The sequence below is a fragment of the Rhodococcus sp. P4_B6 genome (genome assembly GCF_056402215.1).
In genome coordinates, this window is record NZ_JBFUHV010000150.1 from 19,678 (window position 1) to 33,538 (window position 13,861).

Annotated in this window: 13 protein-coding genes; 6 read left to right on the forward strand and 7 right to left on the reverse strand. The window is 69.9% G+C overall.

Translation table 11 applies throughout. The features are described 5' to 3' along the window. Positions 1–42: 42 nt before the first annotated feature. Genes hemE through AC1DWT_RS39785 form a run of 4 tightly spaced genes read left to right on the forward strand, consistent with a single transcriptional unit; the run spans position 43 to position 5,532 of the window. A complete protein-coding gene (gene hemE, locus AC1DWT_RS39770) occupies positions 43–1,110 on the forward strand; it encodes a uroporphyrinogen decarboxylase (RefSeq protein ID WP_477924822.1) in 1,068 nt (355 codons plus the stop codon). Beyond that, the gene (locus AC1DWT_RS39775) at positions 1,107–2,468 is read left to right on the forward strand and encodes a protoporphyrinogen oxidase (RefSeq protein ID WP_206015392.1); all 1,362 of its coding nucleotides are present in this window, start codon (positions 1,107–1,109) and stop codon (positions 2,466–2,468) included. Before hemE ends, AC1DWT_RS39775 begins: the two co-directional genes overlap by 4 nt. A gap of 4 nt (positions 2,469–2,472) precedes the next feature. Continuing rightward, entirely contained in the window at positions 2,473–3,168 is a 696-nt protein-coding gene (gene hemQ, locus AC1DWT_RS39780) for a hydrogen peroxide-dependent heme synthase (RefSeq protein WP_072942290.1), read from the forward strand. A gap of 15 nt (positions 3,169–3,183) precedes the next feature. Beyond that, entirely contained in the window at positions 3,184–5,532 is a 2,349-nt protein-coding gene (locus AC1DWT_RS39785) for a molybdopterin-dependent oxidoreductase (RefSeq protein ID WP_095860666.1), read from the forward strand. On the opposite strand, the gene msrB is transcribed toward AC1DWT_RS39785, so the two are convergent. From msrB to AC1DWT_RS39805, 4 genes are read right to left on the reverse strand one after another with little or no spacing between them, the layout of a single operon-like run. Beyond that, complete coding sequence (gene msrB, locus AC1DWT_RS39790; RefSeq protein ID WP_072942286.1) at positions 5,492–5,929, reverse strand: peptide-methionine (R)-S-oxide reductase MsrB; 438 nt, start codon at positions 5,927–5,929, stop codon at positions 5,492–5,494. The genes AC1DWT_RS39785 and msrB overlap by 41 nt on opposite strands. A gap of 58 nt (positions 5,930–5,987) precedes the next feature. Continuing rightward, positions 5,988–7,322, reverse strand: a complete 1,335-nt coding sequence (locus AC1DWT_RS39795) for a glycosyltransferase family 87 protein (RefSeq protein WP_095860665.1) — start codon at positions 7,320–7,322, stop codon at positions 5,988–5,990. 34 nt (positions 7,323–7,356) lie between these two features. Next, entirely contained in the window at positions 7,357–8,922 is a 1,566-nt protein-coding gene (locus AC1DWT_RS39800) for an alpha/beta hydrolase (RefSeq protein ID WP_083395547.1), read from the reverse strand. 14 nt (positions 8,923–8,936) lie between these two features. Further along, positions 8,937–9,725, reverse strand: coding sequence for a pyrimidine reductase family protein (locus AC1DWT_RS39805; RefSeq protein ID WP_206016258.1), 789 nt, complete (start codon positions 9,723–9,725; stop codon positions 8,937–8,939). Positions 9,726–9,759: 34 nt separating this feature from the next. On the opposite strand from AC1DWT_RS39805, the gene zapE reads away from it, so the two are divergent. Beyond that, positions 9,760–10,776 (forward strand): cell division protein ZapE, encoded by a 1,017-nt coding sequence (zapE, locus tag AC1DWT_RS39810; RefSeq protein WP_477924818.1) that lies wholly within the window; start codon positions 9,760–9,762, stop codon positions 10,774–10,776. 8 nt (positions 10,777–10,784) lie between these two features. On the opposite strand, the gene AC1DWT_RS39815 is transcribed toward zapE, so the two are convergent. Genes AC1DWT_RS39815 through AC1DWT_RS39825 form a run of 3 tightly spaced genes read right to left on the reverse strand, consistent with a single transcriptional unit; the run spans position 10,785 to position 12,896 of the window. Further along, complete coding sequence (locus AC1DWT_RS39815; protein WP_072942281.1) at positions 10,785–11,315, reverse strand: GNAT family N-acetyltransferase; 531 nt, start codon at positions 11,313–11,315, stop codon at positions 10,785–10,787. Continuing rightward, positions 11,312–11,653, reverse strand: a complete 342-nt coding sequence (locus AC1DWT_RS39820) for a hypothetical protein (protein WP_072942280.1) — start codon at positions 11,651–11,653, stop codon at positions 11,312–11,314. The genes AC1DWT_RS39815 and AC1DWT_RS39820 overlap by 4 nt, the downstream gene beginning before the upstream one ends. A gap of 22 nt (positions 11,654–11,675) precedes the next feature. Beyond that, positions 11,676–12,896, reverse strand: coding sequence for an MFS transporter (locus AC1DWT_RS39825; protein ID WP_206015394.1), 1,221 nt, complete (start codon positions 12,894–12,896; stop codon positions 11,676–11,678). 441 nt (positions 12,897–13,337) lie between these two features. On the opposite strand from AC1DWT_RS39825, the gene AC1DWT_RS39830 reads away from it, so the two are divergent. Further along, positions 13,338–13,826, forward strand: a complete 489-nt coding sequence (locus AC1DWT_RS39830) for a 2-isopropylmalate synthase (protein ID WP_477924820.1) — start codon at positions 13,338–13,340, stop codon at positions 13,824–13,826. Positions 13,827–13,861: the final 35 nt, after the last annotated feature.

A 13,861-nucleotide genomic window follows, 5' to 3' on the forward strand; every position in this document is an offset into this window, starting at 1 on the left:
GCGCGAGGACCGATGAGCGGGTTGGAAAGCACCAATGCAGGCATGAGCGAACGGGCGACGTACGCCGCGAGGCGGGTGCTCCCCGACGCACCCCTCCTGGCGGCCGCGGGAGGCCGCGCTCCCGGCCGACGCCCGGTGTGGTTCATGCGGCAGGCGGGCCGCTCGCTTCCCGAGTACCGCGAGATCCGGTCGGGGATCGGCATGCTCGAGTCGTGCTTCGATCCGGCACTGGTCTGCGAGATCACCATGCAGCCCGTGCGCAGGCACGGGGTCGACGCCGCGATCCTGTTCTCCGACATCGTGGTGCCGCTGAAGGCAGCCGGCATCGATCTCGACATCGTGGCCGGCACCGGTCCCGTCGTCGCGAATCCGGTCCGGTCGATCGCGGACGTCGCAGCCCTGCCCCGCCTCGTGCCCGAGGAGGTCKGTGCCGTCGCGCAGGCCGTGCAGCTGCTCACCGCGGAACTCGGGTCGACGCCGCTGATCGGCTTCGCCGGCGCCCCGTTCACCCTCGCGTCGTATCTGGTCGAGGGCGGACCGAGCCGCAATCACGAGCGCACGAAGGCGCTGATGCACTCCGACCCGAAGACGTGGCACGCGCTGCTCGGCACGCTCGCCGACACCACCATCACGTTCCTGCAGACCCAGCTGCGCGCCGGCGTCGACGCGATCCAGCTGTTCGACTCGTGGGCGGGTGCGCTGTCGCTGGCCGAGTACCGCGAATTCGTGCTGCCGCACTCCGAGCGGGTGTTCGCCGAGGTGGCGAGCGCGAAGGTGCCGCGGATCCACTTCGGTGTCGGAACCGGTGAACTGCTCGGCGCGATGGGCGAGGCGGGCGCCGACGTAGTCGGCGTCGACTGGCGCATCCCCCTGGACGTCGCGGCGCGCCGGGTCGGCCCGGGCAAGGCGCTGCAGGGCAACCTCGACCCCGCGGTGCTGTTCGCGGGACCGGCGGCCGTCGAGAAGCAGGTCCGCCGCATCACCGCGGAGGCCGACGCCGCCCTCGCCGCAGGCGCGACGGGACACATCTTCAACCTCGGGCACGGCGTCCTGCCCGATACCGACCCGGGCGCGCTGACCGCGCTGGTCGAGTTGGTGCATTCCCTGTGACCGGGTCGTCGCCGAACGTACTCGTCGTCGGCGGCGGCATCTCCGGGCTCGTTGCCGCGTACCGCCTGCGGCAACGGCTCGGCGCCGGTGCCCGGATCGTCGTCGCCGACGGCGCGCAGCGGCTCGGGGGCAAGCTGCGCACGGTGGATCTGGCCGGGGAACCCGTCGACGTCGGGGCGGAAGCCTTCATCGCGCGGCGCCCGGAACTGCCTGCCCTGCTCGGCGAACTCGGTCTCGCCGACCAGCTCGTGTATCCGGCGGGGCTGCGTCCGCTCATCTGGTCCGAGAACGCTCTGCACCCGCTGCCCGCCGACACCCTCATGGGGATCCCCGCGGACGAGAACAGCCTCCGGGGACTCGTCGACGAACGGACCCTCGCGCGGGTGGCGGGGGAGCGGACGGTGCCCCTCGACTGGACGCCGGGTGACGACGTCTCCGTCGGTGCGCTGGTCGGCGACCGGTTCGGTGCGCAGGTGGTCCGGCGGTCGGTGGATCCGCTTCTCGGAGGGGTCTATTCGGGGCTGGCGGACACCATCGGTGTCCGCGCCGCCCTCCCCACCCTCGCGGCCGCCCTCGACCGCGGTGCCACGAGCCTGTCCGCGGCCGTGGCGGAGGCACTTCCCCCTCGCGCTGCAGGACCGGTGTTCGGGGCGCTGCGCGACGGCTACGGCGTCCTGCTGCGCGCCCTGACGGACGCCGCGGGCGCAGAGATCGTGCACGAGCGAATAGAAGCGCTCGACCGCGACGGCGACGGCTGGTCGGCGGACCCGGTGGGCCGGGTGGACGGTGTCGTGCTCGCCGTGCCCGCTCCGCAGCTCGCCGAACTGCTCGCCGGCGTCGCCCCCCGCGCGTCGGCGGCCGCCGCCGACATCCCGCTGGCCTCCTCGGCCGTAGTCGCGCTGGCCCTGCCTGCCGGCACCGACATCCCGCAGAACTCCGGGATCCTGGTCGCCACCGACACGTCGCTCGGCGCGAAGGCGTTCACCCTGTCGAGCCGCAAGTGGCCGCACCTCGCCGAGCGGGAGGTCACCCTCGTGCGGGCATCGTTCGGACGGTTCGGCGACGCCGCCGTCATCGACGCACCCGACGACGAGCTGATCGCCGCGGCCCGGCGCGACCTCGCGACCGTCACCGGGGTGTCCGCGGAGCCCGTCGCCGCGCACGTCCAGCGCTGGCACGGCGGACTGCCGCAGTACGGTCCCGGCCACCTCGAGCGGGTGGCGGTGATCGAGCAGGAAATCGCAGGTCTGGACGGTGTCGAGGTGTCCGGGGCGCTCCTGCGGGGGGTGGGTGTACCCGCGTGCGTGGCCGCTGCGACGACGGCGGCTGCACGGCTCTCCGGGCGAGTGGCACGATAGACCCATGGCACGCCTCGACTTCGACGCATTGAATTCTGAAATCCGCTACCTCATGTTCTCGGTGTTCCAGGTGGAACCCGGTGTACTCGGGGACGACCGGGAAGCTGTGATCAAGGAGGCACGGATCTTCTTCGAAGCTCAGGCCGAGAAGGGTGTCGTGGTGCGCGGGCTCTACGACGTGGCGGGACTGCGCGCCGACGCCGACTTCATGATCTGGACGCACTCGGCGAGTATCGAGGCCCTGCAGGCGACGTACGCCGACTTCCGCCGCACCACCGCCCTGGGCCGCGTGAGCAAGCCCGTGTGGAGCAACGTCGCGTGCCACCGTCCGGCCGAATTCAACAAGAGCCACATCCCGGCGTTCCTGGCAGGCGAGGATCCGGGCAACTACATCTGCGTGTACCCGTTCGTCCGCTCCTACGAGTGGTACCTGCTGCCCGACGACGAGCGCCGGAAGATGCTCGCCGACCACGGCATGGCGGCCCGCACCTACAAGGACGTGCGCGCCAACACCGTGCCGGCGTTCGCGCTCGGCGACTACGAGTGGATTCTCGCGTTCGAGGCGCCCGAGCTGTACCGCATCGTGGACCTCATGCGCGACCTGCGCGCCACCGAGGCCCGGCTGCACGTCCGCGAGGAGGTGCCGTTCTTCACCGGCCCGCGGGTGGATGTGGAGAAGCTCGTCGCGGCTCTGCCGTGATCTGACGCACGAGAAATGAGTGACGCCGACGGGGCCCACAGGGCGCCCCGCTACCAGCACATGTCGCACTGGGGCATGTTCGAGGCCGAGGTCGCCGACGGCGACGTCGTGGCCGCGCACCCGTACACCGGTGACGCCGACCCGTCACCGGTGCTGGGCAACCTCGCCGGGTCGGTCCGAACCAAGGCGCGGATCACCGGTCCGGTCGTGCGCCGGGGGTGGCTCGAGAACGGCCCGGGACCGAGCACCTCCCGCGGCTCCGACGAGTTCGTGCCGGTCGACTGGGAGGAGCTGACCCAGCGGCTGGCGAACGAACTGCGCAGGGTGGTCGACACCCACGGCAACAGCGCGATCTACGGCGGTTCGTACGGGTGGGCCAGCGCGGGCCGGTTCCACCACGCGCAGAGCCAGGTGCACCGGTTCCTGAACACCCTCGGCGGCTACACCCGTTCGGTGCACAGCTACTCGCTGGGCGCGACGGGCGTCGTCATGCCCCGGGTGGTGGGCACGCACTGGAAGATGTTCGCCCGCTCCACGTCCTGGAGGCTCATCGCCGAGCACACCGACGTCATGGTGTGCTTCGGCGGCGTCCCCCTCAAGAACACCGGCGTCAATCACGGCGGCACCAGCGACCACCCCACCCGTGACGCCCTCGATGCCCTGCGGCGGCGCGGCGGATCCGTCGTGTCGTTCAGTCCGTTGAGCGACGACGTGCACGGCGTCGCCGAACGGCATGCGCCGGTGCCCGGCACCGATGTCGCGATCATGCTGGCCCTCGCATATGTTCTCGCGTCGGAAGGCCTGCACGACACGGCGTTCCTCGCCAGCCACTGCGTCGGCTACGACCGCTTCGAGGACTACCTGCTCGGACGCTCCGACGGTGTCCCGAAGTCGCCGGCCTGGGCGGAGCAGATCTCCGGCATCGCCGCCCCGGACCTGGTGGCCCTCGCCCGGCGGATGGCGGCGGGCCGGACGATGGTGACCGTCACCTGGTCGCTGCAGCGGGTCCGGCACGGCGAGCAGGCCCCGTGGATGGGGGTCACCCTCGCGGCGATGCTGGGCCAGATCGGCCTTCCCGGTGGAGGTTTCGGTCACGGCTACGGTTCCATGAACGAGCCCGGGCTCGCCCCGGTCCCGTACCCGCTGCCCACGCTTCCTCAGGGTCTGAACCCGGTCCGCGACTTCATCCCCGTGGCCGCGGTCTCGGACATGCTCCTGAACCCGGGCGCCCCGTTCGACTACGACGGTCAGCGTCTGACGTACCCGGACATCAAGATGCTGTACTGGGCGGGCGGCAACCCGTTCCACCACCATCAGGACATTCCGCGTCTGCGCCGCGCACTGGCCCGGCCCGACACGATCGTCGTCCACGACCCCTACTGGACGCCGATGGCCCGGCACGCGGACATCGTCGTCCCGTCCACCACGTCGCTCGAGCGGGCCGACATCAGCTGCACCCGCAACGATCCGCTGCTCGTCGCCATGCACGCCGCGGTGACGCCGTACGCCGACGCGCAGGACGACTACGACACGTTCGCCGCCGTCGCCCGGAAACTGGGTGTCGGCGAGAAGTTCACCGAGGGCCGCACGTCCGGGCAGTGGCTCGAGCACTTGTACGGGCAGTGGCGGGACTTCGTCCGGGCGGACGGCGGACCGGCGCCGAGTTTCGACGACTTCTGGACGCAGGGCCACGTGCGGATGCGGACCGAGGACGACCTGATCCTGTTCGGCGACTTCCGGGCGGATCCGGTGAAGTTCCCGCTCGGCACCCCGAGCGGGCGGATCGAGATCTTCTCCGAGGACATCGACGGATTCGGCTACGACGACTGCGCCGGCCACCCCCGCTGGTACGAGCCGGAGGAGTGGCTCGGCGGCCCGCGGGCCCGGCAGTTCCCGCTGCATCTGATCGCCAACCAGCCACGCACCCGCCTGCACAGCCAACTCGATCACGGCGGCACCAGCCAGAAGTCGAAGATCCGGGGCCGCGAACCGCTGCGCATCCATCCGGACGACGCCGCCGACCGCGGACTGACCGGCGGCGACGTCGTCCGCGTGTTCAACGACCGGGGCGCGTGCCTCGCCGGTGTGGTGGTGGACGAGGGTGTCCGCCGCGCGGTGGTGCAGCTGTCGACGGGGGCCTGGTACGACCCGCTGGACGCGACCGACCCGGATTCGCTCTGCGTGCACGGGAACCCGAACGTGCTGACCCCGGACGTGGGGACGTCGTCACTCGCCCACGGCTGCACGGGCCAGCACGTGCTCGTGCAGATCGAACGCTACGACGGCGAGCTGCCGCCGATCCGGGCGTTCGATCCGCCCGCGATCATTCGCCGGCCGGTTCCAGAACCAGCGAGATCGAATTGATGCAGTACCGCTGATCGGTGGGGGTGGGGTAGCCCTCGCCCTCGAAGACGTGGCCGAGGTGGCTGTGGCACGTCGCGCAGACCACCTCGACGCGGCGCATGCCCAGCGAGGTGTCCTCGCGGAGGATGACGGCGTCCGAGTCGGACGGGTCGAAGAACGACGGCCACCCGCAGTGCGATTCGAACTTCTCGGTGCTGCGGAACAGTTCGGCGCCACAGGCCCGGCAGTGGTAGACGCCTTCCGTCTTGGTGTCGGTGTATTCGCCGACGAAGGGGCGCTCGGTGCCGGCCTGGCGCAGCACCGCGTACTCCTCGGGAGTCAGTTTCTCGCGCCACTCGCTGTCGGAGAGAGCAACCTTCGGGGCGGACTGCGTGGGATCCTGCTGCTGCGAACTCATGGCTCCACGCTAATACGTTTCGCCGGTTCCGGCCGTGAGGCCCCGGCGTGTGACAGAGCTACGTCTTGGCGGCGGCCGACTCGATGTGCGGCTGCCGGTCCGGTTCCGGCTCCCGCGGAGTCTCGGGGGCCTTCTCGCCCGGTTCGAGGAGGAACGCCGGATCGATGCCCCGGTCGAGGCGGCCTTCGCGTCGCGCCGTGACGTAGCGGACGGTGAGCACACCGAAGATCACGAGGAGCATCAGACTCCACCCCAGCGTGGTCTTCATGTACTCGGCGGTCCGGCCGGCCTCGATGAACCGGCTCGACAGCCAGCTGTCGTAGCTCATGAAGCCGTACACGGCCAGCCACGCCGGCCAGTTCCGCATCACCGAATTCTTCAGCACCACGGACATCAGGAGCGGGAACAGCATCATCGAGTAGTACATCTGGCCCAGCGAGCCGAGCAGCCACGACGCGGTCAGCAGAACCCCGGACGTGGTGACCACGAAGAACAGTTCGTCGTGGCGGTAGAAGCGGTGGAGCAGCCACAGCGACGAGAGCACGATGGCGGCGAAGACGCCGCGCAGCGCCCAGATCATGCCGGTGGGCAGACCGTAATACTTGCCGTTGCCGACGATCGCGCTGTTGAAGTAGTCGCGCGACTCCATCAGGTACGGCACCGTGTGGTGCACGAAGTCCATCGGGTCCGCGGACAGCGGCCACGCGACGGCGGTGAGGATCAGGGGGATGCCGATCGCGGTGACGAACACCTTCCACTGTCCGCGCACCAGAGGCAGCAGCAGAAGTGGGGCGAGGATCGGTTTGACCGCGAACGTCAACCCGATGGCGACGCCGGACCACATGTCCTTGCGCTTCATGAGCAACACCAGGAACGCGATCTCGCCCAGCAGGACGAGACCGTTGATGTTGGTGAAGACCAGGGTATTGGTGACGGTCTCGGACGAGAACGTGGCGAGCAGCAGGATCGGGGCCGCGATGGAGTTCAATCCCAGGCCGAACAGCCGCAGCAGCAGGTACAGCGCGATCACGATGGCGATCGCGTTCGCGATGATGAACAACCAGCGGGACTTCTCGGGGTCGATCACCGCGATCGGCGCCATCAGCAGCGTCCCGGACGGCGGATACAGGTAGTGCGGATCGACCCAGTTGAAGTTGGCGGTGTAGACGGGACGCCCGTTGAGGAAGGCCAGCGCTGCGTTGTAGACCGGCCGGAAGTCGTCGGTGATGTACCCGTTGACCGCCTTGACGACCACTCGATGCAGCACGGTCATGACGGCGATCGGCCACAGCGCGAAGTTGATTACCTCGTTGGCAGTCCGCCCGGTGCGCGGTTCGAGTTGTCGAAGGAACACCACGGCACGGTACACCGAGATGCCCTGACGTGCGGTCACGCACCCCCTGTGGGTGTCGGGCGGAACACCTCCGCTAAGCGGGGCAGGCGCTGCCGTCCGGCGGCAGCTTCCCGTCCGTGACGTAGGTGACGATCGACTTCTGCGCGCAGTCCGAATGGGTGGCGGGGTGGCCGCTGCCGTGCCACGTCAGCGTCGCCGTCGCGGCGCCGGCACTCGACACGGCCCCCGTCACCGTCCCCACCCCGGCGTTCCCGACGACCGGGTCGGCGGTGCCGCTGAGCACCAGGACCGGCAGTGTCAGCTCGCCGGGCAGGGCGGGGGGCGCGGTCGCGGGCCAGGACGTGCACGTGAGCAGGCCGACGGCGGCGTTCGGGCCGAACAGCGGGAACCGTTCGCCCCACAGCTTCTGCAGTTCCCGGACCCGGTCGGGTGCGGGCCACTGCTGGCCGTCCGTGCAGCGGGTGATGAACTGGCCGTCGCTCTCGTAGGCGGCCTCGGCCTGCGCGATCGCCGCGAGGATCGGCGCCGTGTTCCCGGCGAGGGCGGCGGACACCGCATCCGACAGGGCGCGGACACGGCCCTGCTGGTCGCCGCCTGCCGCGGCGAGCGACCCGGACACCGCGGTGAGGAGGGCGTTCGCGGAGACCCGCGGGATCTGGCCGTTCGCGGCGCGGGTGACGGCGTCCGTCACCGCGGCGCGGGGATCGGCGCCGAGAGAGCAGTTCAGGGCGGTGCACTGGCGGGCGAACGCGTCGAACGCCGCCTCCTGACCCGCCACCTGCTGCTCCGTGACGGTCGCGGCGTCCACCGTGGTGACGGCGGGGGAGTCGAGGACGAGCCGGCCGACCCGGCCGGGGTACTTGGCGGCGTAGCTGAGCGCGACGGCGCTGCCGTTGCCGGTGGCGAGGATCCCGAGCGCGTCGACGTCCCAGGTGCGGCGCAGTTCCTCGATGTCGTCGGCGGCGTGGGTGCTGTCGAACGCGAGTTCCTGCGGCTGCAGGTAGTCGGTGCACGCGATGGTGGCGTCGCGGCCCAGCGCGGTCACCTTGTCGACCTGGTCACCCGTCCCCGGGTCGAACTGCCCGAGATTCGCCAGGCTGCTGCGGAGTTCCGGGGTGAGGCACTCGATCTCCTGCGAGGCGGCGATCCCGCGGCGGTCCACCGCGACCACCGGACGCGTCGACAGCAGCGACGTCAGACCACCGGTGCTCAGCGCCGCGAGCGTCGCGGTCGACGACCGGTCCGATCCCGACGTGAGCACGAGCGGGGCCGCGTTCTCGGGGGTGTCCGCGAGCCGCGCCCGCATCGCGCCCATCGTGAAGGTCCCGGGCAGGGTGCCGCTCTCGTCGACGGCCGCCTCGTAGGAGCCGCATTCGAAGATGAGCCCGGCAGGGGGTGTCGTGCCCGGGCCCAGGGCGCCGAGCGTGCTCTGCGTGCAGTCCGTCCACGCCACGTCGTTCTTCGGGGTCTGCAACACGGGCGGGGCAGCGTCGGGGTTCTCGCTCTCGGTCGCGGTGGGTTCGCTGCCGCCGCCCTCGCGCTCGACTGCTACGTGCGGACGGTTGGACGGTCCGGCTCCGCACGCGGTGCACACCACGAGAACCATTGCGAGCAACACCGATCTGCGCATGGCGACCACCCTGCCAGGTTCCCCTACGGGCGGGGCATCCGCACCCATCGGGTGAGGACGGTGCCATCGGTGTCGGTGAGGATGTGCGCGGGAGTCATCGAGGTGATCCGGGCATTCGGTGCGGTCGCGACGCGACCGGCGGTTCCCCCGGCGAGCACCGGCGCCGTAGTCAGGCAGACCTCGTCGACGGCGTCGTCCGCGATCAGCTGCCCGAACAGGCTCGGGCCGCCCTCACAGAGCACCCGCCGGAGTCCGAGGTCGTCCAGCGCCGCGAGCAGTCCTTCACTGGTGATCTGCCCGTCGCCGGCGGTGACGATCCGGGCGCCCGCGTCGGTGAGGGCGCGGATCCGCGCCGGGTCCGCGTCCGCGCACGTGACGACGATAGGGGCCACCTCGGTGTCCGTGAACAGGCGGGCCTGCGGGTCGAGGTGGGCGCGAGCGGACACGACGGCGATCGGCGGGACCTCCGGCATCCCCGAGGCCACCCGGCGACGCCTGCCCTCGGCGCCGACGCGCGCCCCGCCGTAGTTCTCCGCCCGGACGGTTCCGGCCCCGACCAGGACGACGTCGGCCAGTTCCCGCAGGGTTGCGAAGACCAGTGCGTCCGCGGGGGTGCCGAGCGCCCCGCTGACCCCGTCGACCGAGACGGCGCCGTCGATGCTGCTCACGAAGTTGACGCGGATCCACGGTCGAGGGGTCTCCGCCGGGTAGGCATACAGTTCGCGCAGCGTGTTCGCGGCCGATTCGCTGGACTCCTCCCGGACGGGCGGGCGGTCCGGTGTGAAAAATGTCGCAATATGTACACGGTGCATGTTGGTGATCACAACACGTGGATACCCTGCTTGTATGCATGCACGTCTTGTCGATCGCAGCCCCGTGGTCCCCGCTGATCAGTTGGTAGCTCAGATGGTGCCCCCGGCCATGTTCGACGAGGTGAGCTTCGCGTCGTACATTCCCGATCCCGCAGAACCCAGCCAGGCCGCCGCGGTCCAGAAGGCGGAGGAGTTCGCGAAGAAGGTCGTGAAGATCCGCAGCGGCGGTCGACGCGGTCTGTTCGGGAAGAAGACGCCGGCCACCGGTGCCGGTCTCTACCTCGACGGCGGCTTCGGCGTCGGCAAGACCCACCTCCTGGCCTCGATCTTCCACAGCGTCCCGTCGCCCAAGGCGTTCGGCACGTTCGTGGAGTTGACGCACGTCGTCGGCGCCCTCGGCTTCAACAAGGCCGTCGAGCAGCTGTCCGACCACAGCGTCCTGTGCATCGACGAATTCGAACTCGACGACCCGGGCGACACCATGCTGGTCTCCCGCCTGCTGTYGGAGTTGTCGGCTCGCGGCGTGTCCATCGTGGCGACATCGAACACGCTGCCCGGCCAGCTCGGTGAGGGCCGATTCGCCGCACAGGACTTCCTGCGGGAGATCAAGAAGCTCGGCTCCATCTTCGAGACGATCCGCGTCGACGGACCCGACTACCGCCACCGCGACCTGCCGCCGGCCCCGGACCCGATCTCCTCGGAGGAGCTCGCCGAGCGCGCCGACAGCATCCCCGGCGCCACGCTCGACGACTTCGACGCGCTGTGCAAGCACCTCAGCACGCTGCACCCGTCCCGCTACAACAAGCTGGTCGCGGGTATTCCGGCCGTGTTCCTGGACGGCGTCCACCCCGCCGAGGACCAGTCGGTCGCGCTGCGGCTGGTGGTCCTCGCCGACCGCCTCTACGACGCGAGCATCCCGGTCACCGTGGCCGGGGCCAAGCTCGACGCGATCTTCACCCCCGAGATGCTGGCCGGCGGGTACCGGAAGAAGTATCTGCGTGCCACGTCGCGCCTGCTGGCGCTCTCGCGTTTCGAGGTCGCGGCGAGCTGACCCGGCCGCTACAGCGCCCGCTGCATCACGAAATCGTGGTGCAGCTGGGTGCCGACGACGAACGTCTTCGTTCCGACCTGCGCGAATCCGTGCTTCGCGTAGAAGCGCTGGGCTCGCACGTTCTCCTGGTTCACGCCCAGCCACAGCCCGGCGCACCCCGCCGCGACCGCGCGTTCGACGATCGCATCCATCAGCGCGGACGCGACACCGGTCCCGTGATTGCCGGGCAGCACATACAGCTTGCTGATCTCGGTGGTCGGCCGCAGGGTCACGACCCTGCCGACGTCCGGGTCGGCGGGTTCCCCGTCGATCAGCATCGCGTAGCCGACGATCGCCCCGCCGTGCGTGACCTTGAGGACGGTGCGGTCGGGGTCGGTGAGGTACTCGGAGAACCGCTCGGCGGACAGCACGTCGTCGATGAACGTGGCGATGTCGTCCTGCGTCGCCCCGGGCGGGCACGCGAGGGGGAACGTCGCCGCGGCGACGTCGGCGATCGCTTCGGAATCCCAGATTCCCGCCGGGTCGATTTCGACAGTCACAGCTGATCCACCGCGTCCTTCGCTTCCCGAAGTGTCATCCCCGTACTGTCCCGCAGCAGGCCGGCCGCCGCAACGGTCCGGCCGTACTCGACCGTGGCCTTCGCGTGCCGCACGCCGATTCCGTCCCGTGCGACGAGAAGCTTGATCGCCTCGGTGGTCCGGCCCCGGTCCAGGAGGCACGTCACCTCGTCCCGGGTGGCGTCGTCGAGTTGCCGCCACGTCGATGCGGGATGCAGGTCGGGTGGGGTGTGCGAGCCGCCACGACAGGACCGCGACGAGACCAGAACCGCGATGTAGACGTTTCCCACCGCGATCACGAACCATCCCCAAGTCGGCATGACCTAAGTAGAACATCTGCTGTCAGTCGCGATCCGGGGCCCACTTGGATTGCTCGTCGCGGTCCCGGTCCGGGGCGAACGCGGGCGCGAGGAGCAGGAGCCCGACCGCGAACAGGAGCGGGACCACGAACCCGATCCGCAGGCTGGTCGCGGCGGCGACGCCGCCGATGATCGCTCCGCCCACGAGGGTTCCCGCGTAGTTGAACAGGTTGATCCGCGCCACGACGTCGTCGACCTGTCCGGCGGGCGCCAGTCGTCCGGCGGCGCTGAAGCACAGGGGAGCGACGACCGGGACACCGAGGCCCACGACGAGGAATCCTCCGATGGCGACGGCCGGGGACCCGGCGAACACGACGACCGCCATTCCGGCGACACCGACCGCCGAACCCGCACGGACGACGGCGATCTCGCCGTACTTCGCGACCCAGAAGTCGCCGCTGAGCCGCGACACCAGGGCCGCGCACTGGTACGCGGCCAGGGCCAGCGCAGCGGTGCCCGCATCCGCGAGCAGCACATTCCTGACGTACAGCGCGGACCAGTTCGCGACACCGAAATCGATGGCATAGAACAACGCCATCGCGGTACCGAGTGCGAGCAGGGCGCGGATCGGAACCGGAACGGCCACAGGGCCGGTCGCCGGTGCGGCGGTGCCCGCCGGTTCCCGGCGGCGGAGGAGCCGGGGCCCGCAGCCGGCCAGACCGGCGGTCACGACGAACGCCGCCGTCAGCTGGTCGGCGGCGACACCCACGCCGAGTGCCGACGTCGCGGCGACGAAGAGCGCGCCCGCAATGGCGCCGACACTCCACACCGCGTGGAACGACGACAGGATGAAGCGGCCGTAGGCGTGCTGGATCGTCACCGCCTGCATGTTGGCGGCGGCGTCGACGATGCCGAGTCCGGCGCCGTACGCGGACAGGCAGACGAAGAAGGCGGCGGTGTTCGGGCTGAAACCGAGCACCCCGCCTGCGGCCGCGATCGTCGCGAGCCCGAGTTGCAGTGCCGTCCTGCTGGAGAATCGGCGGGCCAGGTGCTCGGCGAGGATGCTGCCCGCCCCGGCGATGAGGGACACGGTCACGACGGCGACCACGATGACCGTGTCGTCGAACCCGAATCGGTCCTGGTACTGCGGCAGCTGGGTGAGGACGGCTGCGAGGAGAAAACCCTGCAGTCCGAAGGCGGCCGCGGCGGCGATCCGTGCCGATCGGTGGTCGGTGGACACTTCCGCGCGTGGTGGATCCGTCATGGGGCCGGCCTTCGATCGTGGACATCCGATGATTGGACGAGTGTCCAATACTTTGCGGGGATGCGCAGCGTTCTCCGGATCGGCGGGCGATATGTCCGAAAGCGACGGTCGGTGAGGTGCCCGGAACAAGACTGAGCCCCAGCCTTGGATGGGGGGTCATGGCTGGGGCTCATTGCCATCGGGGGGGTGGATGGCAAGTTCGACGATACATGAGGAATTCCTCACGTTCCAGAAGCAGGGGTAACGATTTCGTCACCCGACCGTCGCCGGCACTACCGCACGCACCGGGGTTGTCTCGGCGGACGGTTGTCGCTTACAGTGTCCTCCATGCAGCGCATCCTCGTAGTTCTCCGCCGTAGCGGGGTCTGATACGGACCGACCCCTCGCTGCGGGTCGTTGAGCTACGCGTTGGTCCTCCCTCCTTTCAGGAAGACCACGAGAATGAGCGCCAACACTTCTTTCGCTTCGACCTTTCCCTCGTCGGCACCGGCCGCCGACCCGTTCGCCGCCCRCCACGGCAAGTCGCTGCCGTCGGAACTCCGCACCGAGGCCGCCGGAATGGCCTGGAAGGCGTTCGACACCGTCTACGCGCCGTCCAACGGCCCGTTCCGCCTGGGTAGCTGGTCGGAAACGAAGACCGGACCCGGAATGTGGGATTTCGAAGCTACCCTCGGCATCGGCGAATCGATCTGCAAGACCGGTGCGAGCGCGCCCGGCCCCGTCGCCGCCATGACCTCGATGCTGTACGACGCGGGGTGTGCGATGGAGATCCTGTCTTTCCATCAGCACGAGATCGGGCACCGCACAGCGACCTTCCTGCTGTGTGAGAGTGCCGGCATCCGGCTCTGGGCGATGGGAATCGGGGAGTCCGGCACGGAATCGACTCTGCGGGCGATGATCTCCGGCGCCAACCGGCTCCGGCCCGCCTGACGCACAACGACGTGCGGCCCCGGTCTGTGACCGGG

Bases quoted from the DNA above. Each gene is read 5' to 3' on its own strand.
- msrB (WP_072942286.1), bottom strand. From the start codon at position 5,929: ATGAGTTCGCAGCAGCAGGATCCCACGCAGTCCGCCCCGAAGGTTGCT.
- AC1DWT_RS39805 (WP_206016258.1), bottom strand. From the start codon at position 9,725: ATGCACCGTGTACATATTGCGACATTTTTCACACCGGACCGCCCGCCC.
- AC1DWT_RS39825 (WP_206015394.1), bottom strand. From the start codon at position 12,896: ATGACGGATCCACCACGCGCGGAAGTGTCCACCGACCACCGATCGGCA.
- AC1DWT_RS39785 (WP_095860666.1), top strand. From the start codon at position 3,184: ATGAGTGACGCCGACGGGGCCCACAGGGCGCCCCGCTACCAGCACATG.
- AC1DWT_RS39820 (WP_072942280.1), bottom strand. From the start codon at position 11,653: ATGCCGACTTGGGGATGGTTCGTGATCGCGGTGGGAAACGTCTACATC.
- hemQ (WP_072942290.1), top strand. From the start codon at position 2,473: ATGGCACGCCTCGACTTCGACGCATTGAATTCTGAAATCCGCTACCTC.